The sequence below is a fragment of the Henriciella pelagia genome (assembly GCF_002088945.1).
GTDB classification, from domain to species: domain Bacteria; phylum Pseudomonadota; class Alphaproteobacteria; order Caulobacterales; family Hyphomonadaceae; genus Henriciella; species Henriciella pelagia.
In genome coordinates, this window is the sequence record NZ_NCSU01000015.1 from 36450 (window position 1) to 59693 (window position 23244).

The window sequence follows — 23244 nt, forward strand, 5'->3', positions numbered from 1 at the left end:
TTCTTGTTCAGCAGGCCTTCCGCACACGCAGGGTCCTTGCCCTCAGCGGCTGCGAAAACCTCAAACTGGCAGGAAGGATCGGCTCAGACCAGCGCGCGCCGGACAGCCTTGCCGGCGCTTCCGGTATCGATGCGCCCCGGATAGCGGCTCTGCAGCTCAGCCATGCAGCGGCCCATATCCTTCAGCTTGTGCGCGTCGAGATCCTCGACCACCTTGCTGACGGCCTGTTCGAGGGCTTCGCCGGAAAGCGCCTTCGGCAGGAAGGTCTGGATGATGTCCATCTCTTCGCGTTCGCGCTCGGCATCGCTGACACGGCCGGCTTCGTCATATTCGCGCGCCGAAATTTCGCGCTGGGCGACCATGGTCTCCAGCAGGGTGCGAATTTCTGTTTCCTCGCAGCCTTCACACTTGCCCATGGTGCGCGCGGTAACGTCGCGATCACGCATGGCGCATTTGACCAGCCGCAGCGTGCGCGCACGCGTGCTTTCCGGCTCGTCTCGTTCAGCTGTCTGGAGCGCAACCAGGAGACGGTCGCGGATATTACTGGATGGAGAAACGCCTGTCTGTCCCATACCTGTACTTTTCTAATGGACCTGCCGCTTGACGGCCCGGTCACTGCACGCCTATCTCGCCAGCCAGAGTGCGATCATATAGTGACCGAAATCCTAATGACGTCGATAGGACGCGAGGAGATACGCCCATGGCCGATAAAAATCAATACGATACACCAGCGACGGGTGCGATAGCACTGGCAGATGGAACGGTTTTCCTCGGAACAGGTTCCGGCGCCCCGGGAATCGCCGTGGGTGAACTTTGCTTCAACACCTCGATCACAGGGTATCAGGAAATCCTGACAGACCCGTCCTATGCCGGACAGGTCGTGCTCTTCACCTTTCCGCATATCGGCAATGTCGGCGCGAATGCCGACGATCACGAAGAATCCTCGACAGCTGCAGGTAAAGCAGCGACCGGCGCGGTGTTCCGCGATCCGATCACGCCGCCTTCGAACTGGCGCGCCAATGACCATTTCGACGCCTGGCTCACGAAGAAGAACATCACGGCCGTCTCCGGCGTCGATACGCGTGCCCTGACCCGCATCATCCGCGAGAAAGGCATGCCGAAATGCGCCGTCGCCCACTCGCCTGAGGGGAGAATTGATGTCGACGCGCTGATCGAGGCGGCCCGCGCCTGGGAAGGCCTCGAACACGCCGATCTCGCACTGAATGTGGTCGGCGATGCCGCCTATGACAATTCCGAGCGTCTCTGGGACCTCACCACAGGCTTCGCCAATAATGACGAGACCGACTTTCATGTCGTCGTGCTCGATTTCGGCGTGAAGAAGAACATCCTGCGCAACCTCGCCCATGTCGGCGCCCGTGCCACCATTGTTCGCGGCGACACCCCCTTCGAAGAGATCATGAAGCTCAATCCGGACGGCGTCGTCCTGTCGAACGGCCCGGGCGATCCAGCCGCCACGATCAAGCGGTGCGGCGACACGATCCGCCAGCTCGTCGACAGCGGCAAACCGCTGCTCGGCATCTGCCTCGGTCACCAGCTTCTCGCCCTCGCGCTCGGTGCCCAGACCAAGAAGATGCCGCAGGGCCATCATGGCGCGAACCACCCGGTCAAGGATTTCGAGACCGGCAAGGTCGAGATTGTGTCGATGAATCATGGCTTTACGGTCGATACCGCGACGCTGCCTGAAGGCGTCGAGGAAAGCCACAAATCGCTTTTCGATGGCACCAATTCCGGGCTTCGCGTCAAAGGCCGCCCGATCATCTCTGTCCAGCACCATCCGGAGGCGAGCCCCGGCCCGCAGGACAGCTTCTATCTGTTTGAGCGGTTTGCCCGCTTCATGAAGGACCAGCAGAGCTGAACGCCATCTGTCTCGCGCCGGGCGACAATCGTCTCGGGGCCATCATTGACGACCTCACAAGCAAGGGCTGGAGCTGGCAGCCGGGTCTCCTACCGGACGCCCTCACCGCTGCCCTGCGCGAGGAACTTCTGGCCCGCGACGCCGCCGCCGATCTCGAAGCCGCCGGTATTGGCCGAGAAGGCGATTTCCAGCTCGACCGCTCGATCCGCCGCACGCGTATCACCTGGTTTGACGGCTCGACGCCGGCCCAGCGCGACTTCCAGGCCTGGACCGAAACCCTGCGCCAGGCGCTCAACCGCGAACTCATGCTCGGCCTGTTCGAGATGGAAGTCTGTTTCGCCGTCTATCCGCCCGGCGGCTTCTATGACCGCCATCTCGACAGTTTTGCCGGCGCACGAAACCGGATGGTCTCGCTCGTCGCCTATCTCAATGAAGACTGGGACGAGGCGCGCGGCGGCGCGCTCGCCGTCTGGCCGGAAGGGGCTGGCGAGGATGACATCCCCACCGCCCGTATCGTCCCGGAAGGCGGCGGCATCGTGCTGATGCTGTCGGAAGACATCCCCCACGCCGTCGAAGTCACCACTGAGAAACGCCTCGGCCTTGCCGGCTGGTGGCGCGTCAACCAGTCAGGCGCAGGCCGCGTGGACCCGCTGAACTAGTCGATCAGCCTGGATCCGGCGCTGCGGCTTCGTTCGTTGCCTTCATGATTCTCAGCTCATCCCGCATGCCGAGATAAAGGCTGATACAGCAGACCAGCAAGATCGCCGTGAAGGGCAGCGCCGCCGCAATCGTTCCCGCCTGAAGGGACTGAAGCGTTGCGCGTCCACCACCATAAAGCAGCATGGACGCCGTGACGCCGAGCATACAGGCCCAGAAAACGCGCTGTGGCACGGGTGCGTCTGTCTTGCCGCCTGACGTAATGCTGTCGACCACGAGCGCACCGGAGTCGGCAGATGTCACGATAAAGACAACCAGCAGGAAAACCGCGGCGGACGAGGTAATCGTGGCAAGAGGCAGGGTGTCCAGCAACTGGAAGAGTGACAAGGCCGCCGTCTGGATACCCCCGGCAAGATCGCCCGCTCCGGCTTCGTATTGCTGGATCGCTGTTTCGCCAAAGGTGGTGAACCAGATTACACAGATAATGAAAGGCGCGATGATCACGACGCTGAGATATTCGCGAACCGTCCGCCCGCGGGAGATACGGGCGATGAACATGCCCACAAATGGCGACCAGGAAATCCACCATGCCCAATAGAAAATGGTCCAGTCGTGGAACCAGGCCTGGTCTTCACGGCCAAACCAGTTGGTCAGCGCTGGTGTATCCTTCAGATAGCCAATGAAATTCTCGCCAAAGCCCAGCGTGATGGCGAGGGTTGGTCCTGCGACGAAGACAAAGATCATCAGGAGCAACGCGATCGTCATGTTGATGTTGGACAGCAGCTTCACCCCGCCATCCATGCCGCGCAGAACCGAAATCACAGCAAGCCCGGTGATCGCAAGCACCAGCCCCACCTGCATCAGCAGCGTCGGCTTGAAGCCGAGAAGATAGCTCAACCCGCTGCTCGCCTGCATGGCGCCGATGCCAATCGTGGTGGCAAGGCCAAAAACCGTGGAAATCACGGCCATCGTGTCGATAAAATGCCCCCATGGCCCCCAGACACGGTCGCCAAGGATAGGATAAAACGCAGACCGGATCGTGAGCGGCAGGCCCTTATTATAGGCAAAGAAGCCGAGAGCGAGGCCGACAACCGCATAGATCGCCCAGGGTGACAGTCCCCAGTGAAACAGGGTCGCGCTGAAGGCAAGGCGGCGCGCCTCTTCGCTTCCGGCTTCGGCATCCAGCGGCGTACCGAACCAGTCTGTGAAGTAGGCGAGCGGTTCGGCGGCGCCATAGAACATGAAGCCAATCCCCACACCGGCAGCGAATAGCATCGCGACCCAGGAGGTGAGCGCGAACTCAGGTTTTGCATCGACACCGCCAAGCCTGATCCTGCCGAGAGGAGAGACTGTCAGGAAGACGCAGAAGATGAGCAGCAGAACCGGGGTCATCGCAAACATCCAGTCGAAAGTTTGCAGCGTCCAGCTACGAGCGGCTTCCAGTCCGGCACCCGCCGCGCCAGGAAAGATGAGAGAAACAGCCGCGAAGAGAAGCACAAGGCCGGCGCTCAGGAAGAAAACCGGATTGTGAATGTCGAGGCCCCAGACATTCACATTGTCCTGCCCGACTTCGTAGTCGGTCTCATACTCACTTGTTTCGGGTTCGATCGGCGTAATGGGGTCGTTCATTCAAATCTTTCAGAACTAAACATTTGATTTTTTGAATTAAATAGTTCGGGCATCGCTATGAACATATATTTAGACAGATTCCAACAAGCCTGTGATTGCAGCCCACCTGTGACATCAAGGCAACAACCCTCACAACCCTTTATTTTAATTATATTTTCTTTGCTATTTTCGCACCCGCAGCAAACAGAGGGCAATCGCAGCTCCCTCCTCTCATTTTACTTTGCAAAATAAAATAATATCCATTGAGCGGTCGTCCGAACCGTTCGTGTTCAACTCGGCGCGTCTCATGGCGCTGCACGAGGTGATGCACGTACGACAATCGAAGCAATCGAAGGATACAACTCCATGAACAGACTTATGGGCGGAGCATCGCTGCTCGCCATCACCGCATTTACGATCTCATTGCCAGCCATAGCACAATCGGCCGATGGCGCTGAAAACCGGCGTCTAAAAACGGTCACTGTGACAGCGACCAAACGCACCGAGTCGGCACAAAACATTCCTGTCACGGTCAACGCACTCGGCGAGCAGGAACTCGACCAGCTCGGCGTCAAGAATTTCAGCGACTATCTGGTTCAGCTTCCCGGCGTAACCGCAGGCGGCTCAGGCCCCGGCCAGAACACGATCTATATTCGCGGCCTCGCCTCGACGACCCCGAACCTGACCGTGGCTGGCGTTGCCGGTCTCGCTCCAAACGTCTCCTTCTATCTCGACGAGCAGCCCCTCGCCCAGCCGGGTCGCAACCTTGATGTCTACGCGGCCGACTTGGAGCGCGTAGAGGTGCTGTCCGGCCCACAAGGCACGCTGTTCGGTTCAAGCTCGCAGGCTGGCACGGTTCGCCTGATTACCAACAAGCCATCGCTGTCCGGTTTCGATGCCGGTTTCAAGGCTTCGACCGCGTTCACCGATGGCGGAGAGATGAGCAACAGCGTCGAGGCGATGCTGAACCTGCCGGTGACTGACAAGTTCGCCCTGCGCGGCGTTGTCTACACCGACACCCAGGGCGGATATATCGACAATGTCGGCGGGACGCTCTCGACACGCGAATCGGCTCGTTTCCGTCCTGAAGGCACAGTTCGTGGCAATGGGGTGCCTGTGTCAGCCCAGCGGGCTGGCTTCCAGGCCGGCGCGGACCTGTCGGGCGTCACCTTTGTCGATGCGAACAATGGCACCATCGTCGAGAATGACATCAACGACACGACCTATCAGGGCTTCCGTCTGAGCGGCTACTACGAGTTCAACCCTGACTGGGACCTGCTGATCCAGCATTCGCAGCAGACCATTGAATCCGACGGTGTCTTCTTTGCCGATCCGGAGCTGGATGACTATGATATCGTCCGCTTCACACCCGAAGAGATCGAGGACAAGTTCCACTCGACCGCCTGGACGCTTGAAGGCCGTCTCGGCATGCTCGAAGCCATCTATACCGGCGCGTATACAGAGCGCACGACCGATCAGGTCGTCGACTATTCCGACTATCTCTTCGTCGGCCAGTACCTGCCTTATTATATCTGCGACTATGACGTGACCTATCCAACCGGCGCCGCGCCTGCGGGCACCTGCTATGCACCGGATCTGTTCGTGAAGTCGCACTCCGAAACCAAGGTCCAGACCCACGAACTGCGCTTCAATACGCCGAGTGAGAATCGTTGGCGCGCCACCTTTGGTGCGTTCTACAGCGACCTCGAACTGGCAGAGCGTAATGACTTTACCTATCCGGGCTCAACCATGGTCCAGTACACCGATGGTTCTGTCGGCTTTGCCCCGAACTACCCTCTGACCAATACCGAGGTGACCGGAGAGATCGGATCCGCATCGCCAGGCTATTTCAGCCAACCCGGACCATTCCCGGAAGGCGTGATTTTCCGCAATGACGTGCTGCGCACAGATGAGCAGATCGGCATCTTCGGTGAAACGACATTCGACTTTACTGACCAGCTCGCTCTCACACTCGGCGCGCGGTATTATGATGTCGAAGTTGACCTGAAGGGCAGTGCAAACTCCTCCTTCTTCAACCTCTTCGCCGACACCGATCAGCAGGTGTTCGGGACGAACATCTCCTTCCTCTACGGTCCGAACGGACCAGCGGAGGCACCTGACAAGGCGGCGACGGACGGGGTCATCCTGAAAGCGACGGGGGAGTGGACACCAACCGCGAACACCCTGTTCTACGCGACCTATTCGGAAGGCTTCCGGGCCGGACTGCTCAACCGTCCAGGCGGCGCGAGCGGACCGAACAATTATACCGTGCCTTACGCGGTCGATACCGACGAAGTGAAGAACTACGAAATCGGCTGGAAAACCGAACTGTTCGACAATTCGCTCCGTTTCAATGGAGCGGCCTTCTTTGTCGATATTGAAGGGCTCCAGACGACCATCTTCGATCCGTCCATTGTGAATCTCTTCTTCTCTGACAATGCGGCCAATGCCGAACTCAAGGGCATCGAAGGCGACTTCACCTGGGTGCCCGAGAGCGTCGACGGCCTGACCGTGGCCGGCGCCTTCTCCCTGCTCGATTCAGAGATCACGGATGTGCTCGTGCCAACGGATGACGTGGTCGCAGGCTCGGAACTTGCCTTTGCCCCTGCCTATCAGGGCAACCTGCGCGTCCGCTATGAGTGGGATCTGGAGCGCCAGATCGCCGGCCAGAATGTCCGGGCTCATGTCATGCCGCAAATGGTCTTCTCTGACAGCTCGGTCACCGACGTCATCGAAATCAACAAGATGGAACTTGATGGCTATGTTACCTTCGGGGCGACAGCCGGTATCACAGGCGACAATTGGGGTGCAGAACTCTTCGCGACCAACCTGACGAATGAATATGCCGAACTGAGCGGCAGCTTCATCTTCGACAGGAAGCGCGTCACGCCGATCCGTCCACGCACGATCGGCGTCCGCATCAAGTACGACTACTAGTCCGAACCATCAGCCCAGGGCTGAATTGCAGCGCTCCGTTTACTCGGGGCGCTGCATTGCTATTGAATGGACCCATGACCGCAACAGACACCTCTACCGACCAGCTGAAGCAGGCGCGCAGCCTGATGCAGCGGGGGTCGTTCAAGGAGGCATCGGCATTGCTCGGCGGTGTCCTGAAAGCGACGCCAGACCATCAGGATGCGATCTACATGGCCGCCGCCTGCGCCCGTTACCTCGACGAAACAGACGTCGCGTTCGAACACCTTGACCGTCTGAAACGTCTGGCACCGGACTTCGGGCGCGCCTTTCAGGAGGAAGGCCATCTTCACCGCAAACTCGGCAATGGCGATGCGGCACTGGCGGCCTATCAACGCGCCGTGCGCTACAATCCGGCACTCGTCGCAAGCTGGACCGCGCAGGCGGAACTGTTGTCAGCCTCCGGACGCACTGAGGCCGCTGCCCATGCCCGCGCCCAGGCCGAACGGTTGAAACAGCTTCCGCCGGAGCTGCTGGCGGTCACCAATTATATCCATGAGGGACGGCTTATCCACGCCGAGCGCCTCGCCCGGTCCTTCATGCAGAAAAACCCCAGACATGTGGAAGGCATGCGGCTGCTGGCCGATATCGGGTCCAGGCTCGGCGTGCATGAAGATGCCGACTTCCTGCTGGAGACCGCGATCGAGCTTGAGCCAGACAAGGCCCAGCTGCGGATCGACCATATTCAGGTCCTGCGCAAGCGCCAGAAGTACGAAGCAGCCCTCGAGCAGGCGAAAAAGCTGCTGGCCTTCGACCCGGGCAGCCCGGTCTTCAAATCGCTTTACGCCATCGAAGCGATGCAGGCCGGCAATTACGAGGAGGCGCTCGCTATATTCGATGAGGTCCTTGCCGTCCTTCCGGATGATCTCGCCACTCTGACCTCACGCGGCCATGCCCTGAAGACGGCGGGCCAAACGGATGAAGCGATCATTTCCTACCGGCGCGCTGTCGAGGTGACCCCTCTGCACGGCGACGCCTGGTATGCGCTGGCCAATCTCAAGACCTATCGCTTCAGCGAGGACGACATCGCAAAAATGCGGGCCGCCCTCGACGATCCGGACCTCAGCTTCATGGGGCGGGTGCATCTGGCTTTTGCGCTTGGCAAGGCGCTTGAGGATGATGGCCAGTATGACGCATCATTCGAGGCCTATGATCAGGGCAACCGGCTGAAAAAGAGCCAGGTCCGCTACACGACCGATCAGATGCGGGCCGAGGTCGATGCACAGATACAGCATTGCTCGGCGAAGCTGTTCGAACAGCGCCGCGGCGTCGGACACGATGACCCTGCCCCGATCTTCATCGTCGGGCTGCCGCGGGCCGGGTCGACGCTGATTGAACAGATACTTGCGAGCCATAGCCAGGTCGATGGCACGCTGGAGCTACCGAACATCCTGTCGCTCGCCCACCGCCTGCGCGGACGCCAGCAGATAACTGACCGCGATCGCTATCCCCGTGTCCTGCATGAGCTGCCGGACGAGGAACTCGTGAAACTCGGCCAGGATTACATCGACAACACGGCAATTCATCGCCAGGGGGCACCTTTCTTTACTGACAAGATGCCGAACAATTTCCGGCATATCGGTCTGATCCATCTCATCCTGCCAAATGCGAAGATCATTGATGCCCGGCGCGAGCCGATGGCGTGCTGTTTCTCGGGCTTCAAGCAGCTCTTCGCCGAAGGTCAGGAGTTCAGCTACAGTCTGCAAGACATCGGCAATTACTACCGGCTCTATGTCGAGCTGATGGACCATTGGGACCGCGTTCTGCCGGGCAAGGTGCTGCGGGTTCAGCATGAAGATGTCGTCGCCGACCTGGAAGGACAGGTCCGGCGCATCCTCGACTATTGTGACCTCTCATTCGAGCAGGCCTGCGTCGACTTTCACAAGACCAGACGCGCCGTCCGTACCGCGAGTTCAGAACAGGTTCGTCAGCCGATCAGCGCGGCAGGGCTGGAGCAGTGGCGCCATTTCGAAGCGCATCTGGGGCCGTTGAAAGACGTGCTCGGCCCAGCCCTCGCAGGCGCACCCGGCTGACCTATTCGTAAAGGCCGCACGCCGAGCCGGGCAATGGGTTCAGCACAAGCTGCCTTGCCGTTGGAATCGACACATCGCGCACGATATAGCAGCCAGACAGCCGCATCCGCGCCCAGTCCTGAGGCGCTTCGCCGCCATTGATCGGGCTGTATTCACACGAAAGTCCATTAGCCGGGTGATGCACAGCGTCGCCAATCGTCACATCCATGAGCAGATGGTTCGAGCCCGTCGGCACCGAAATGCTCTTCACATCGTCCAGCATCCCGAATTCGCAGGTTTGCGGCGTGGTATAAGTACCGTCCGCCTGCTCCACACTCGGCCAGGCAAGCGGAAGCATGTTGAGATCGAGCAGCACCACGTCGCGGTCGGCGAGGCCCTCAAGCCCGGCAAGCGCTTCGAACTCCGCCTCGCCCGGCAGGTCGCCCGCAACCGTCTTAACATCCTGCGCAAAAGCGCCTGACGCCAGAACGCCAAGGCCGAGCGCGGCCATAACAAGCCTTTTCACCATCGGGACTCCCCTATTCTGCTATGCCATCAAGCCGGAGGATTGTGGCAATCAATGGACGTTCGCCCTAACGCAGCCGGCCGCAATTTTGCTCGTACTGGGCAATCGCTTCCGGCATCCAGCGGCGGAAATTCTCAGCGCGCGTTTCAGAGGCAGGATGCGTCGACATCCATTCCGGCGGACGCTGGCCGCCTACTTCGCCCATCCGCTCCCACAGTTCCGGAGCTTCGCGCGGGTCGTAGCAGGCCCGCACTAGCAGCTCGAGGCCGATCTTGTCGGCTTCGGCCTCATGTTCACGCGAGAACTTCATCAGCCCACCCTGCGCCGCCATGCCCAGAGTCGCCATCACCATCTGGCGCTGGCCGGGGTCCATGTCGCCGACACCGACGCCGACAGCCATCATGCCGAGCTGCGCCAGTTGCCCCTGGCTCATCCGCTTGGCACCATGATGGGCGAGCGCATGACCGATCTCATGGCCCATCACCACGGCAAGCTTGTCGACATCATCAAGGTCGGCCAGCGTGACGCGGCCATCATAATTGCCGGTAAGGTCCAGAATACCGGTATAGACCGCCACATAGCCGCCCGGCAGGCAAAAGGCGTTCGGCTGTTCGGACACGATGACATTATAAGTCCACTGGAAGTCGCGGGCGACCGGCTCGAAGTCATATCCGGCAGCGATATAGTCCTGCTCCAGTTCGATGGCCGCCGCCTGCAGGCGCTCGCCAATCTCGCGAACGGTCGAGACCACCTCAAGGTCATCATCGGGGCACGCACCGGCAGACAGGCTCGGGCACAGAAGCTTGCCGCGCTCCTGCTGCAGGATTTGCGCATAGGACTGCGCGCCAAGCTGTGAGGCCTGATCAATCGAGATCGTGTTGAACTCTGCCCGCCCCGAGTACGGGTTCACTTCCCGGTTCGAGAAGTAATAAAGGGCGAGGCCCACAAGGGCGATGAGAATGATGGCGCCGCGACCCATTAGCTGCCTCCGGACAGACCCGTTTCTGCTCGCCGGCCAAGCTAGTCCTTATTGCGTTGAGAGGGAAGCGTTGACACCTTTGCCCGTGTCTGACGTTCTCTCCCCGACATGACAGATACATCCGCCCCTGAAACCACCGCCGAAGCGCGCCCCCAGACCAGACTGCCGAGCAAGATAATAGACGTCACCGCAGAGTGGCTGCTCTATGTTTCGGCCGCGCTGATCATCATGGGCATCTCCCAGCCGTCGATCATGAAGCCGAACACGATCGGCCTGATGATCGAATACAATCTCTGGGGCATTGTCCGCACCCTGTTCGAGTTCGACCTCGTCTTCATGGGATTGGTGGTGGTGGTCTTCTCGGGCATCTTCCCGCTGACGAAGACCTTTCTTGCCGCCGTCATCTTCCGGCGCGGGGCACCACCCAGCCCGAAGCTTGCCTGGTGGCTCAACGTGCTCGCCAAATGGTCAATGCTGGACGTCTTCCTCGCCGCCCTGCTGATCGGCTTGTCACAGACCATGGCCTATGTCGGCTTCATCCCGCGTATCGGACTCTACTACTTCACCGTAGGCGTGATCCTGAACAATCTCGCGACGCTGCGTCTGTCCTTTTCACGATGGAAACCAGTGACTAAATAGACCCCATGACAGACCAACAGACCGCACAGCCCAAACTCGAAATCCGCGTCATCCCGACGACACCACTGCAGCAGAATACCAGCATGATCTGGTCCATCGAGACCATGGAAGGCGTGTTCGTCGATCCGGGCGGCGATATCGACAAGCTGATGGGCGCGGCTGAGCAGTTTGGTGTGAACATCAAACAGGTCTGGCTGACCCACGGCCATATGGACCATGCCGGCGCGGCCAAGGCCGTGAAGGATATCACCGGCGCCGAGATCATTGGCCCGCACAAGGATGACCAGTGGCTGCTCGACGAGATTGAGTCTTCCGGCGCGCGCTATGGCATCACGGACGGCCAGAACGTCACGCCGGACCGTTACCTCGAAGATGGCGACGAGCTGGAACTCGGCGGCATCAAGTTCGGAGTCGCGCACTGCCCCGGCCATACGCCCGGCCATGTCGTCATCTACAATGAGAGCGGCGCGCTTGCCTTTGTCGGCGATGTCCTGTTCCGCGGCTCGATCGGGCGGACAGATTTTCCGCGTGGTAACCACCAGCAGCTGATTGATTCCATCACCGGAAAGCTCTGGCCGCTCGGCAAGGACATCCGCTTCGTGCCGGGCCACGGCCCGATGAGCACCTTCGGGCAGGAGCGGACCGACAATCCCTTCGTTGCCGACGCTGTCACCGGGTATCAGGGCGCGCAGAAAGGCGAAGCAAGCGAGATCGACCAGCGCCTCGCCAAACGCTGGAGCTAGCTGACCGACCTTCAAAGGTGATTCGAGTCTCGGCCTTTTTTGCTTTTCGGAAAGGGCTGATTTCCCAATTTCGCACCGACCGAAAATCTATTTCTGATTATTTATTAGCACCTTTGGTTTAATAAATTTTAGCATTAACTGAAAAACACTGCAAAAGACTGCTAAATCCGTCAAATTTGATCATTCAGCGTAGATCGGTTTTCACCAGCGCGTGTCATACGTAAGATGTGAAAAAGTGGCCGTTCCATACTGTTCTGGGCAAGTTTGCTGCGTCGCAAAGCGCCAGCACCATGCCCATTTTCGTCATCAGCCTGATGGCGATCATGTCGCTGGTCGGCGCGACGATCGCGCTCGGCATGGACTCCCGCTCATCCAACAATCTCCAGCATACAGCTGACTCCGCCGCTCTCGGCGGGGCGACAGCCTTTGTCACGCACCCCTCTCCCCGGGCTGCAGACCGGCTCGATGCAGCACGTCAGCAGGCGACTGTGCTCGCCCAGAGCAACTCCGACTATGTCCTCGCCGATCTGGAAGTCGGTGCGGTCACTGAAGATGCTTATGGCCAGCACACAAATCTCGAAGTTGAGGTCGAGGCCAAACCAGTCAATTATTTCGCGAACTTTGTGGGCGACGCGCAAACCGCGCCAAACCGGCGCCGCGCTGTAGCCATAGCAACCTGGGGGTTTCCGCTCTGCGTGTTGACGCTAGAGCCGAAGGACACTGGGCTTACGGTGAAGGATAGGGCCCAGCTCTCGGCCCAGAACTGCATTATCTGGTCGAACTCGACCGCAAAGGATTCGATGAAGTTTGACGGCGGCTCGGCCTCGACAAAAGCATTCTGCACGGCTGGCGATGTTGAGCGCGACGTCAAGGCAAGGGTCACTCCAATGCCGGAAACCGGCTGCCAGAAACTGCCTGACCCGCTGGCGGGATATGACCTGCCGATCGAAGGGCTGTGCGACGACATCGAGGTCAGCGTTATCAAGCGGGGGTCGACGCGGCTTGGGCCTGGCAACTATTGCGGCGGCATTGAAATAAAGGCCCGCAACGTGACGTTCGAACCAGGCGTCTATGTCATTCGCGGCGGAGGGCTGAAAATTGATGCGAGCGGCATTCTGCTTGCCGAAGGGGTGACCTTTGTTTTCGACGGAGAGATCGACAAAGTTGAAATCAAGGGCGATTCCGGCCTCACAGTCACAGCACCAGCCGAAGGCGCCACGGCCGGCATCGCGTTTGCAGAACTGGACACTGTTCTTCCTGCGTTCAAGGATATGAAAATCGAGGGTCAGCTGAACGTCGAAGGCGTGATCTACATGCCGTCCTATGACATCGAGATCAAGAAAATGGGCGGCGGGACGACCAAATCGCCCTATCTCCAGATCGTCGCCAACAGTCTTGAACTCTCTGATCAGGGTAATTTGGCGATTGAATTCGACATGACGCAAACTGACCTGCCCATGGTCATCAAACCTGCGCGCGAAGCGCGTCTGGTCGAGTAGCGACGGCTCGGGCTGCCGATACAAATATTTGGAAATTGATAGATTCCGATAACCGGGCCTAGATATATTTTTGACAGTGTCCGGTCGTGGAAACCTGCATGCCTCATACGCTCGGGAAGCGGATAATCCGGCACGCGTCCGGAAGTACCCTGCCGATCTTCGCCATCTGCCTGATGGCGATCATGTCGCTGGTCGGTGCAACAATTGCGCTCGGCATGGACACACGCTCGGCCAGCAACCTGCAGCACTCAGCAGATGCGTCGGCGCTTGGTGGGGCCACAGCCTTCCTGAACACCGACTCGCCGAAAGCGGACGTGCGTCTGAAAGCCGCTGAGACGCAAGCCCGCGTGCTCGCAACGGAAAACTCGCACTACTCGCTCGCCGACCTCGATGTCGCAGCGGTCACCGAGGACGCTTATGGCCAGCACACCAATCTCGCTGTCGAACTTGAATTCCAGCCCGTGAACCTTTTCGCGAAATTCGTTGGCCGCAATGCAACTGCGCCGGTACGCCGCAAGGCCGTGGCAACGGCGACGGCTGGGTTTCCCCTGTGCGTCCTCACCCTGGCAGAAACCGGCGTCGGCCTGCGTATCAAGGACCAGGGCAGCCTGCTCGCCAACAATTGCATTGTCTGGGCGAACTCGAAACATGCAGACGCCATGCGATTTGAAGGTGGCACAGCCGAAGCCAAGGCATTTTGCGCTGTCGGCGATTATGCGCGCGATTCCATCACCAAGGTATCGCCAACGCCGGAAACCGGCTGCCAGAAACTGCCCGACCCCCTCAGCAATTATTCAGTGCCAGTCTCAGGTCTTTGCGATCATCTGCAACTCAGCATCATCCGCATCGGATCGACCCGGCTTCGGCCGGGCATCTATTGCGGGGGTCTCGATGTACGTGCGCGCGACATCGCGCTCGAGCCGGGCATCTACCATATCCGCGGCGGCGGCATTAACATCGACGCCAGGGGCCAGGTGCTGGCCGAAGGCGTCACATTCGTTTTCGAGGGCCTGCTTGGCCAGATCTCTATCCGCGGCAATTCCGGCCTCCGGATCGCAGCGCCAAGCGAAGGACCGACTGCCGGTGTCGCCTTCGCCGAAATGGAGGCGCTGCTGCCCGGCACACGCGACATGATTGTCGAGGGCGCGCTCAATGTCGAGGGCGTCATCTATATGCCGAGTTACAATGTCCGCGTCCGCAAGACAGGCGGCGGCACCACCAGGTCCCCCTATCTGCAGATGGTGGCCAACACGCTTGAGGTGTCGGAACAGGGGGCGCTTGAGATCGATTTCAACATGGGCAAGACGGACCTGCCCCTGGTCATCAGGCCCGCCCGTGAAGCCCGTCTCGTAGAGTGAGAAAAGGGGGGCGAACGCCCCCGAACATCACAATTAATTCACTTTAAATTCCGCGTTCTGTCTGCGTTCATACGGGAACTCTTAGGGCACAGCTTCGTTTCCTGCAGTCGAAGCTACGAGAAAGGATGCCTCGATGAATACGCTTTTGAAGACAACCGCCATTGCCGCGACCGGCCTGATGATGGCCGCCTGCACGCAAACCGGCCAGACCGAACGTAACGCCGCTGTCGGCGCTGGCCTCGGTGCCGTTGCTGGTGCCGTGATCGGTAACAATTCCGGCGACGGAGATGCAGGCAAAGGCGCAGCCATCGGTGCAGCTATCGGTGGTGCTGCCGGTGCGGCAAAAGGCTGTACGGAAGCGGCTGACTGCGACATGCCTGGCGTAAAGGACCAGCCGGACGAGAAGGACAGCGATGGTGACGGCTATGCCGACGCCTATGACCGCTATCCCTACGACCCTCGCGCCTGGTAAGCGGAAAGGCCGCCTCGTTGGTCTGAACAGACCATTTTCAGGGCCCCTGCTCCTTTCGGATGCAGGGGCTTTGTTTTGCACAAGTCGCGAAAAACTAGCCGATAATTGCCGCCCTGTGCTTGACCGCACTCGCCGCACCACGAAAAACGTCAGCTGACGTCAACAGAACGGATCATGGGGAAGATGAGACCACTCCGCTATCTTGTCGCCTGTGCGGGCGTTGTGGCGCTGCTCGGCGGCTGCGCCGATCAGGGTGACCGGACCGCCGATGCTGCGTGCGCGATCGCTGTCGCCAAGGCACTGCCGCTTCTGCCTGAAAACATTGAGGTAGAGGCCGCACAGATCATGTCGGGCAAGAGCGGCCAGGCGGTGTCCTGCAAGGTCACCGGAAACCGCGACCACATCATGATCGACGCCACGACAACCTGCACGGGCGGCGCAGACGCGTTGATGGAATGCACCACGATTGATGCCATTCAGACCATGGATGGCGAGCCGGTTTATCCATAGGCCAACCAACTGGCCTGACAGAATGTCGCCGCCTGCGTTTTATTCTGCCTGCGGCCTTGCCCACCCCATCGACTCCCCGCTATAGCGCACCCGTTTGGCCATTAGCCATGAATAGCGAGGAGCCGAGATGCCGAAACGTACTGACATCAAGTCTATTCTCGTTATTGGCGCTGGCCCTATCATTATCGGCCAGGCCTGCGAGTTCGACTATTCCGGGGTGCAGGCCATCAAGGCCCTGAAATCGGAAGGCTACCGGGTCATCCTGGTCAACTCCAACCCGGCCACCATCATGACCGATCCGGACATGGCGGACGCGACCTATGTCGAGCCGATCACACCGGATTTTGTCGAAAAGATCATCCAGGTCGAAAAGCCTGACGCGCTCCTGCCCACGATGGGCGGACAGACCGCGCTCAATTGCGCGCTCGACCTCTACAAGGCGGGAACGCTGGACAAGTACGGCGTCGAGCTGATCGGGGCGCGCGCCGATGCCATCGAGATGGCCGAAGACCGCAAACTCTTCCGCGAAGCCATGGACCGCATCGGCCTCGAAAACCCAAGAGCCGCCATCGTCGCTGCGCCCGAGATCCGGAACGATGCCGGCAAGATCATCGGCTATGACCGGATCGGCGGCCTCCAGAAAGCGATGGAAGTCCTCGAAGAGGTCGGCCTGCCCGCCATCATTCGCCCCGCCTTCACGCTTGGCGGCACGGGCGGGGGCGTTGCCTACAATGTCGAAGAGTATGAAGAGATCGTCCGCTCGGGCCTTGCTGCCTCCCCGGTTGCCCAGGTCCTTATCGACGAGAGCCTGCTCGGCTGGAAAGAGTTCGAGATGGAGGTCGTCCGCGACAAGGCGGACAATGCGATCATCATCTGCTCTATCGAGAATATCGACCCGATGGGCGTCCACACCGGCGACTCCATCACCGTCGCACCAGCCCTGACGCTGACCGACAAGGAATACCAGATCATGCGCAATGCCTCGCTGGCTGTGCTGCGCGAGATTGGTGTGGAGACCGGCGGGTCCAACGTGCAGTTCGCTGTGAACCCGGACAATGGCCGCCTCGTCGTGATCGAGATGAATCCGCGCGTCTCGCGGTCCTCCGCGCTGGCTTCGAAGGCGACCGGCTTCCCGATCGCCAAGATCGCCGCAAAGCTCGCCGTCGGCTACACCCTGGACGAGCTGACCAATGATATTACCGGCGTTACGCCAGCCTCTTTCGAGCCGACGATTGATTACGTTGTCACCAAGATCCCGCGCTTTGCCTTCGAGAAATACAAGGGCTCCGAACCGCTCCTGACGACCGCCATGAAATCGGTCGGCGAAGCCATGGCCATCGGCCGCAACTTCCAGGAAAGCCTGCAGAAGGCGCTCTGTTCGCTCGAAACCGGTCTCAGCGGTCTCGACGAGAGCGAGATCACCGGCCATGACGCGCTGACCTCTGCCCTCGCCCGTCCGACACCAGATCGTCTGCGCCACGTCGCCCAGGCCCTGCGCGAAGGTTTCAGTGTCGAGGACGTCTACAAGATCACCAGTATTGACCGCTGGTTCCTGCGCCAGATCGCCGAACTGATCGAGATCGAAGGCAATATCCGCCGCGACGGTCTGCCCGAGGACAGGCACGCCATGACGACGCTCAAGGGCATGGGCTTCTCCGATGCCCGCCTCTCTGCTCTCACCGGACAGACTGAGCAACAGGTCCGCGACTTCCGTCACAAGCTCGGCGTGCGCCCGGTCTACAAACGCATCGATACCTGCGCGGCCGAATTCGCCGCCAAGACACCATATCTGTACTCGACCTATGAGCACCCGGCTTACGGCAAGGACCATGGCGACGATGAAGCCGGCGTGTCGGATCGCAAGAAGGCGATCATCCTCGGCGGCGGCCCGAACCGCATCGGCCAGGGCATCGAGTTTGACTATTGCTGCTGTCATGCCGCTTTCGCCATGGAAGATGTCGGCATCGAGTCGATCATGGTCAACTGCAACCCGGAAACCGTCTCGACGGATTATGACACGTCAGACCGTCTCTATTTCGAACCGCTGACGCATGAGCACGTCTCTGAGATCATCGCCAAGGAACAGAGCGCAGGCGAACTTGCAGGCGTCATCGTCCAGTTTGGTGGCCAGACCCCGCTGAAGCTCGCAACGCCGCTGCACGAGGCCGGCGTCCCGATCCTCGGCACCAGCCCTGTCTCCATCGACCTCGCCGAAGACCGCGAACAGTTTGCTGCCCTTCTCGACAAGCTCGGTATTCAGCAGGCGCCATCCGCCACGGCCCGCTCCGAGGAAGAAGCCCTCGAGAAAGCGCAGAAGCTCGGCTACCCGATCATGCTGCGCCCGAGCTTCGTCCTTGGTGGCCGCGCCATGGAGATCTGCCGCAATGACGAGGATGTGAAGACCTTCGCCAAGGAGGCCATGAAAGTCTCCGGCGACCAGTCCCTTTTCCTTGACCGCTACCTTTCCGACGCGATTGAGGTCGATGTCGACGCCCTCTGCGACGGCACGAATGTCCACGTCGCGGGCGTGATGGAGCATATCGAGGAAGCGGGCGTGCACTCTGGCGATAGTGCCTGCGCCCTGCCGCCCTACACCCTGTCGCCAAAAATGGTCGCGCGCCTCTCCGAACAGGCCATCGCGCTCGCGCGCGAACTGAAAGTGCGCGGGCTCATCAACATCCAGTTCGCCGTGAAGGATGAGGAAATCTTCGTCCTGGAGGCCAATCCGCGCGCCTCGCGCACAGTGCCTTTCGTCGCCAAGGCTGTCGGCGCCCCCATCGCGAAGATCGCCGCCAAGGTCATGGCCGGCGCTGATCTCACCGATTTCGACCTCTCCATGGCCAAGCCGCGCCGTGTCGCGGTGAAGGAAGCTGTCTTCCCGTTTGCCCGCTTCCCAGGCGTTGACCCTGTACTTGGCCCGGAAATGCGCTCCACCGGCGAAGTCATGGGCTGGGACGATGATTTCGGCGCAGCCTTCCTCAAATCGCAGATCGCCGTGGACGTGCACCTGCCGCGCGAAGGTGCTGTCTTCATCTCGCTGAAAGATGGCGACAAGCCTGCCGTCATCGAGTCCGCGAAAGACCTAATCGAGATGGGCTTCACCATCGTCGCAACCAGCGGCACTGCAGATTACCTTGAAAAGCAGGGCATCGCTGTCGAGCGGATCAACAAGGTCATTGAAGGCCAGCCGCACATTGTCGACCGCATGATCAATGGCGGAATCCAGCTCGTTTTCAACACGACAGAGGGTGCCCAGTCGCTCAAGGACTCCGCCTCGATCCGGCGCACGGCATTGACGCGGAAGATTCCTTATTTTACGACGCTCGCCGCCTCACGAGCATCCGTTCAGGCCATTCGGGCCCTTCGCGAACGCGAATTAACAGTCCGATCCTTGCAAAACGCCTGATATCAAACCACTTGACGCAAATCGCGTTTGGAAAGACGCTATTCGTTTACAACGACGGTTATCCAGAACATGCAAAGAACACCCATGACCGCCGAAGGGCACGCCGCCCTCGACGCAGAACTGAAGCATTTGAAGTCGGTTGAGCGCCCTGCCGTTATCGCAGCGATCGCCGAAGCGCGCGAACATGGCGATCTCTCCGAGAATGCCGAGTATCATGCTGCCAAGGAAAAGCAGAGCTTCATCGAAGGCCGCGTGGCTGAACTCGAAGACAAGCTCGCCCGCGCCGAAGTCATCGACGTGACCAAGCTCAAAGGCGAGAAAATCGTTTTTGGCGCAACGGTGACCCTGACTGATGTCGACACGGAGAAGCAGGCAACCTACCGCATCGTCGGTGAGGACGAGGCCGATATTGCCAAGGGCAAGGTCTCCATCACCTCGCCCATCGCCCGCGCCCTGATCGGCAAGACAGTCGGCGACGAAGCCGAAGTCGCCGCCCCCGGCGGCGCCCGCGTCTACGAGATCGAAGCCGTCGAATTCAAATAGGCTTCCATATTTCAACAACCAAAGCCCTCGTCCTTCGACTTCGCTCAGGATGAGGGCTTTTTTATATGCGCCGCCAGGAAGGCCTCATGGTGAGCGAGGTCGAACCACGAAGGCCGCTCGCGCATCGACAGAAGTCAAAGCCTCCCAGCCTCGGCAATCTCGATTGCACCCCTGCTGTTTCGCGAAAGGTGCAAGGGCATAGAAAAACTGGCACTCTCCGAGGGTAAACGAATCGCGAGGCATGCCGGGATGAACGCGCCAAGGAAAGCCAAGCCGATAGCCCCGCAAGTGGGCCCGTCCGTCTGGGCTGTGTCGGACGGCCGCGCCGGCAATGCCGCCCAGGTCCGCGCCATCATTCAGGCGCTCGGCAGCACCAGCCGCTGGATGAAGATCGCGCACATCCAGGGCGAGGGTCACCGCGAACGCCCCATCGTACTGACACCGCGCGCCCCCTGGACATGGCTTCCGGGCGCAAGGTGGCCAATGGAACGCCTCGCCCTGCCGCCTGAACAACGCACCATCTTCCAGCCGCCCTGGCCCGATGTCTGGATCGCTGCCGGCCGGCGCAGCGCGCCCTTCACCGCGGCTATCCGGCAACTATCCGGCGGCAAGACCCTCACGGTTCAGGTTCTCGACCCGAAATCCGATCGCGGTGACTTTGACCTGATCGTCGTGCCCGAGCATGACGAACTGGAAGGCCCGAACGTCATCCGCACCGTTGGCGCGCCCTCCTATTTTGCGCCGGACGATATTGAGGATGCCGGGCAGGCCTTTGCCGATCTTGCCGATGAGAATGGCAAGTCCGCCATCATCATTCTCGGCGGCGCGTCCAAGACGCACACCTTCTCCGATGCCGTGGCAGACAGGCTGGCCCAAGACCTGAAACGCCTCTCCGGCCAGGGCTGGCGCCTGCGCATCACGACCTCGCGCCGCACCCCGATCCCGGTCATCGCGAAGATGCGCGCGCTTGCTGGCGAGATTGGCGCAAGGTTCTGGGCTGGGCCGGACGATGGCCAGAATCCCTATCTTGCCTGGATGCTGTATTCCGATGTCGCCATGGTGACAGAAGACAGCGCAAACATGCTGTCTGATGCCGCCTTTCACGGCCTGCCAATCCACATGGTCCGGCTGGAAGGCTCCAATCCGAAATTCGACCGCCTGCACGACAGCCTCATCAAGCGCGGCTGCGCCCGCTGGTTCGAGGGCACGCTGGAGCAATGGCCATACGAGCCGCTGCGCGAAGCCGACCGCGTCGCCGATGAGATTGTCCGCCGCCTCGTCGCCCGTCACCCTCAGCCAGCGATGAAAAACCTCAAGGACGGCGGTGGCGTCGTCGCGCCGGACTGGCTATAATGCAATGTTATAGCATTCTTAAGTGATTGATTTTATTGAATTTCTTGACAATTCGACCGCATGACCGCATCTAGCAGGTCATGAGTCACGGACACGGCCATCATCACGATCACGATCATGGGCACGGCCATGCGCACCTGCCCTCGACCGATAGCGCCGATGCCCGCAAGCGCGTCGCCATTGCGGCGCTGCTGACCTTCGCCTTCATGGTCGTTGAAGTGGTTGGCGGCGTTATTTCCGGCTCGCTCGCCCTTCTCGCGGATGCCGCGCACATGCTCACCGATGCCGGTTCGCTCGCCCTCGCCTGGTTCGGCTTCCGCCTCGCCGCGCGGCCGGCAGACTCAAAGCGAAGTTTCGGCTTTGCCCGCTTCAAGGTGCTTGCCGCTTTCGTGAACGGTCTTGCCCTGGTCCTGCTGGCTGTCTGGATCATCTGGGAAGCCATTCACCGGCTGATGCAACCGCAGCCTATTCTGGGCGGCGTCCTTCTGGCGGTCGCAATAGGCGGCCTCATCGTCAACATCATCGCCTTCTGGATCCTGCATGGCGGCGACCGTGAGGACCTGAACATGCGCGGCGCGCTCTGGCATGTCGCCGGTGACCTCCTTGGCTCCGTCGCCGCCATCCTCGCAGCCATCCTGATCCTGACAACCGGCTGGACGCCCGTCGACCCGATCCTCTCAGTGGTGGTTGCGCTGATCATCGCCGTGGGCGGCGTCCGCCTCACCCGCGAAACCGCGCACATCCTGATTGAAGGCGTCCCTTCCGGCCTCGACCCGGCCATCATCAAGGCCGATCTCGAAGCCCATGTCGAAAACGCAGAAAACGTCTCCCACATTCACGCCTGGGCGCTGACCGAGCAGAAACCCCTCGTCACGCTGGAAGTCGTCGCCCGCGACGGCACCTGCCTCGACACGCTGCGACGTGCCGTGAAAGCGCGCCTGCACGACCAGTTCGGCGTCAGCCATGCCACGGTCGAAGTGCGCAAGTCTGTGCAATAGCTGAGCTTCACGGCCAGTTGAGCACCCCCGGGGGTTTATTCACGCGCCAAGAATCCCCATACCTAGTCCCCAACAAGCATAGTGACGCGTGGAGCGGGTGATGAGCGAGACAATCCATTCTGAAATCCTGATCATCGGGTCCGGCCCGGCTGGCTGGACGGCGGCCATCTATGCGGCCCGCGCCATGCGCGACACGCGCGTCGTTGCCGGTCTGCAGCCGGGCGGCCAGCTCACCATCACGACCGAAGTCGAGAACTATCCGGGCTTTGCAGAGATCCAGGGCCCGGAGCTGATGGAAAAGATGCGCGACCATGCCGAAAAGATGGGTACGCACGTCTCCGAGGATCACATTTCCGAAGTCGATTTCGAAAGCCGCCCTTTCAAGGCGCATGGCGAGAGCGGCGTTACCTATACTGCCGATGCCGTCATCATCTGCACCGGCGCGCAGGCCAAATGGCTCGGCCTGCCGTCCGAAACCAAGTTCCAGGGCTTTGGCGTCTCCGCCTGTGCGACCTGCGACGGTTTCTTCTATCGCGGCAAGGAAGTGCTCGTCATCGGCGGCGGCAATACCGCTGTCGAGGAAGCGCTGTTCCTCACCAACTTCGCCTCCAAGGTCACCGTCGTGCATCGCCGCGACAGCTTCCGCGCTGAGAAGATCCTGCAGGACCGCCTTTTCAAACACCCGAAGGTCGAAATCCTCTGGGACACGGTACTTGAGGAAGTCGTCGGCGACGAGAACCCGCTTGGCGTCACCGGCGCGAAGCTGAAAAACGTCAAGACTGGCGAAGCATTCACCCGTGACGCGCACGGCGTCTTCATTGCGATTGGCCATGCCCCGTCGACCGAGCTCTTCAAGGGCAAGATCGACATGAAAGCCAATGGATACCTCATTACCGAGCCGGGCACGACCAAGACGAACATTCCAGGTGTCTACGCTGCGGGCGACGTCACCGACGAGACTTATCGACAGGCTGTGACAGCCGCGGGCATGGGTTGCATGGCTGCCCTAGAGGCAGAGCACTGGCTTGAAGAGCAGGCGGCGATCAAAGAAGCCGTCGCAGCCGAATGAGCCTGTAACAGAGTTCTGGACGC

At 60.3% G+C, this 23244-nt stretch carries 20 protein-coding genes; 15 read left to right on the top strand and 5 right to left on the bottom strand.

Features of this window, described 5'->3' with window-relative positions:
* Positions 1–83: 83 nt before the first annotated feature.
* Positions 84–572, bottom strand: a complete 489-nt coding sequence (locus B8746_RS14770; RefSeq protein ID WP_084394479.1) for a GatB/YqeY domain-containing protein — start codon at positions 570–572, stop codon at positions 84–86.
* A 128-nt stretch (positions 573–700) separates the two neighbouring features.
* Here B8746_RS14770 and carA point away from each other — a divergent pair, with 128 nt between their 5' ends.
* Positions 701–1876, top strand: a complete 1176-nt coding sequence (carA, locus tag B8746_RS14775) for a glutamine-hydrolyzing carbamoyl-phosphate synthase small subunit (protein WP_084394480.1) — start codon at positions 701–703, stop codon at positions 1874–1876.
* Between the two features lie 89 nt (positions 1877–1965).
* Here carA and B8746_RS17440 read toward each other — a convergent pair whose 3' ends face one another.
* On the bottom strand, positions 1966–2250 hold the full coding sequence (locus B8746_RS17440; protein ID WP_233124351.1) for a hypothetical protein: 285 nt from the start codon (positions 2248–2250) through the stop codon (positions 1966–1968).
* Between B8746_RS17440 and B8746_RS17445 the strand changes: the two genes are divergently transcribed.
* Complete coding sequence (locus tag B8746_RS17445) at positions 2200–2535, top strand: 2OG-Fe(II) oxygenase (protein ID WP_233124353.1); 336 nt, start codon at positions 2200–2202, stop codon at positions 2533–2535. The genes B8746_RS17440 and B8746_RS17445 overlap by 51 nt on opposite strands.
* A gap of 4 nt (positions 2536–2539) precedes the next feature.
* On the opposite strand, the gene B8746_RS14785 is transcribed toward B8746_RS17445, so the two are convergent.
* Complete coding sequence (locus B8746_RS14785; protein WP_084394482.1) at positions 2540–4162, bottom strand: BCCT family transporter; 1623 nt, start codon at positions 4160–4162, stop codon at positions 2540–2542.
* A 345-nt stretch (positions 4163–4507) separates the two neighbouring features.
* Here B8746_RS14785 and B8746_RS14790 point away from each other — a divergent pair, with 345 nt between their 5' ends.
* Both B8746_RS14790 and B8746_RS14795 read left to right on the top strand, forming a co-directional pair.
* Positions 4508–7078, top strand: a complete 2571-nt coding sequence (locus tag B8746_RS14790; protein ID WP_084394483.1) for a TonB-dependent receptor — start codon at positions 4508–4510, stop codon at positions 7076–7078.
* A 74-nt stretch (positions 7079–7152) separates the two neighbouring features.
* Positions 7153–9147, top strand: coding sequence for a tetratricopeptide repeat-containing sulfotransferase family protein (locus B8746_RS14795; protein ID WP_084394484.1), 1995 nt, complete (start codon positions 7153–7155; stop codon positions 9145–9147).
* 1 nt (position 9148) lies between these two features.
* On the opposite strand, the gene B8746_RS14800 is transcribed toward B8746_RS14795, so the two are convergent.
* Complete coding sequence (locus tag B8746_RS14800; protein ID WP_143434617.1) at positions 9149–9655, bottom strand: hypothetical protein; 507 nt, start codon at positions 9653–9655, stop codon at positions 9149–9151.
* A 64-nt stretch (positions 9656–9719) separates the two neighbouring features.
* Positions 9720–10631: a M48 family metallopeptidase gene (locus tag B8746_RS14805; RefSeq protein WP_084394486.1), complete on the bottom strand. Its 912-nt coding sequence runs from the start codon at positions 10629–10631 to the stop codon at positions 9720–9722.
* A 108-nt stretch (positions 10632–10739) separates the two neighbouring features.
* Here B8746_RS14805 and B8746_RS14810 point away from each other — a divergent pair, with 108 nt between their 5' ends.
* From B8746_RS14810 to trxB, 11 genes are all read left to right on the top strand, one after another.
* Entirely contained in the window at positions 10740–11270 is a 531-nt protein-coding gene (locus B8746_RS14810) for a paraquat-inducible protein A (protein WP_084394487.1), read from the top strand.
* A 5-nt stretch (positions 11271–11275) separates the two neighbouring features.
* The gene (locus B8746_RS14815) at positions 11276–12013 is read left to right on the top strand and encodes an MBL fold metallo-hydrolase (RefSeq protein ID WP_084394488.1); all 738 of its coding nucleotides are present in this window, start codon (positions 11276–11278) and stop codon (positions 12011–12013) included.
* Positions 12014–12303: 290 nt separating this feature from the next.
* Entirely contained in the window at positions 12304–13512 is a 1209-nt protein-coding gene (locus tag B8746_RS14820; protein ID WP_084394489.1) for a Tad domain-containing protein, read from the top strand.
* Between the two features lie 98 nt (positions 13513–13610).
* Complete coding sequence (locus tag B8746_RS14825; RefSeq protein ID WP_084394490.1) at positions 13611–14870, top strand: TadE/TadG family type IV pilus assembly protein; 1260 nt, start codon at positions 13611–13613, stop codon at positions 14868–14870.
* 133 nt (positions 14871–15003) lie between these two features.
* A complete protein-coding gene (locus B8746_RS14830) occupies positions 15004–15342 on the top strand; it encodes a YMGG-like glycine zipper-containing protein (protein ID WP_084394491.1) in 339 nt (112 codons plus the stop codon).
* Between the two features lie 183 nt (positions 15343–15525).
* Positions 15526–15852 carry a hypothetical protein gene (locus tag B8746_RS14835; RefSeq protein WP_143434618.1) on the top strand — a complete coding sequence of 109 codons (327 nt, stop codon included), beginning with the start codon at positions 15526–15528 and terminating at the stop codon, positions 15850–15852.
* A 127-nt stretch (positions 15853–15979) separates the two neighbouring features.
* A complete protein-coding gene (gene carB, locus B8746_RS14840) occupies positions 15980–19258 on the top strand; it encodes a carbamoyl-phosphate synthase large subunit (protein WP_084394493.1) in 3279 nt (1092 codons plus the stop codon).
* A gap of 69 nt (positions 19259–19327) precedes the next feature.
* On the top strand, positions 19328–19801 hold the full coding sequence (greA, locus tag B8746_RS14845; protein ID WP_084394736.1) for a transcription elongation factor GreA: 474 nt from the start codon (positions 19328–19330) through the stop codon (positions 19799–19801).
* Between the two features lie 249 nt (positions 19802–20050).
* Positions 20051–21154 (top strand): mitochondrial fission ELM1 family protein, encoded by a 1104-nt coding sequence (locus tag B8746_RS14850; RefSeq protein WP_084394494.1) that lies wholly within the window; start codon positions 20051–20053, stop codon positions 21152–21154.
* An 80-nt stretch (positions 21155–21234) separates the two neighbouring features.
* The gene (locus B8746_RS14855) at positions 21235–22152 is read left to right on the top strand and encodes a cation diffusion facilitator family transporter (protein ID WP_084394495.1); all 918 of its coding nucleotides are present in this window, start codon (positions 21235–21237) and stop codon (positions 22150–22152) included.
* A 100-nt stretch (positions 22153–22252) separates the two neighbouring features.
* Positions 22253–23221, top strand: a complete 969-nt coding sequence (gene trxB / locus B8746_RS14860) for a thioredoxin-disulfide reductase (protein ID WP_084394496.1) — start codon at positions 22253–22255, stop codon at positions 23219–23221.
* The last annotated feature ends 23 nt before the right edge of the window (positions 23222–23244 follow it).

Bases quoted from the DNA above. Each gene is read 5' to 3' on its own strand.
- B8746_RS14790 (WP_084394483.1), top strand. From the start codon at position 4,508: ATGAACAGACTTATGGGCGGAGCATCGCTGCTCGCCATCACCGCATTT.
- B8746_RS14770 (WP_084394479.1), bottom strand. From the start codon at position 572: ATGGGACAGACAGGCGTTTCTCCATCCAGTAATATCCGCGACCGTCTC.
- carB (WP_084394493.1), top strand. From the start codon at position 15,980: ATGCCGAAACGTACTGACATCAAGTCTATTCTCGTTATTGGCGCTGGC.
- B8746_RS14830 (WP_084394491.1), top strand. From the start codon at position 15,004: ATGAATACGCTTTTGAAGACAACCGCCATTGCCGCGACCGGCCTGATG.
- B8746_RS14815 (WP_084394488.1), top strand. From the start codon at position 11,276: ATGACAGACCAACAGACCGCACAGCCCAAACTCGAAATCCGCGTCATC.
- B8746_RS14825 (WP_084394490.1), top strand. From the start codon at position 13,611: ATGCCTCATACGCTCGGGAAGCGGATAATCCGGCACGCGTCCGGAAGT.
- B8746_RS14800 (WP_143434617.1), bottom strand. From the start codon at position 9,655: ATGGTGAAAAGGCTTGTTATGGCCGCGCTCGGCCTTGGCGTTCTGGCG.
- B8746_RS14785 (WP_084394482.1), bottom strand. From the start codon at position 4,162: ATGAACGACCCCATTACGCCGATCGAACCCGAAACAAGTGAGTATGAG.
- B8746_RS14835 (WP_143434618.1), top strand. From the start codon at position 15,526: ATGAGACCACTCCGCTATCTTGTCGCCTGTGCGGGCGTTGTGGCGCTG.
- B8746_RS14795 (WP_084394484.1), top strand. From the start codon at position 7,153: ATGACCGCAACAGACACCTCTACCGACCAGCTGAAGCAGGCGCGCAGC.
- B8746_RS17440 (WP_233124351.1), bottom strand. From the start codon at position 2,250: ATGGCGGTCATAGAAGCCGCCGGGCGGATAGACGGCGAAACAGACTTC.
- B8746_RS14820 (WP_084394489.1), top strand. From the start codon at position 12,304: ATGCCCATTTTCGTCATCAGCCTGATGGCGATCATGTCGCTGGTCGGC.
- B8746_RS14855 (WP_084394495.1), top strand. From the start codon at position 21,235: ATGAGTCACGGACACGGCCATCATCACGATCACGATCATGGGCACGGC.
- trxB (WP_084394496.1), top strand. From the start codon at position 22,253: ATGAGCGAGACAATCCATTCTGAAATCCTGATCATCGGGTCCGGCCCG.
- B8746_RS14810 (WP_084394487.1), top strand. From the start codon at position 10,740: ATGACAGATACATCCGCCCCTGAAACCACCGCCGAAGCGCGCCCCCAG.
- carA (WP_084394480.1), top strand. From the start codon at position 701: ATGGCCGATAAAAATCAATACGATACACCAGCGACGGGTGCGATAGCA.
- greA (WP_084394736.1), top strand. From the start codon at position 19,328: ATGCAAAGAACACCCATGACCGCCGAAGGGCACGCCGCCCTCGACGCA.
- B8746_RS17445 (WP_233124353.1), top strand. From the start codon at position 2,200: ATGGAAGTCTGTTTCGCCGTCTATCCGCCCGGCGGCTTCTATGACCGC.
- B8746_RS14805 (WP_084394486.1), bottom strand. From the start codon at position 10,631: ATGGGTCGCGGCGCCATCATTCTCATCGCCCTTGTGGGCCTCGCCCTT.
- B8746_RS14850 (WP_084394494.1), top strand. From the start codon at position 20,051: ATGAACGCGCCAAGGAAAGCCAAGCCGATAGCCCCGCAAGTGGGCCCG.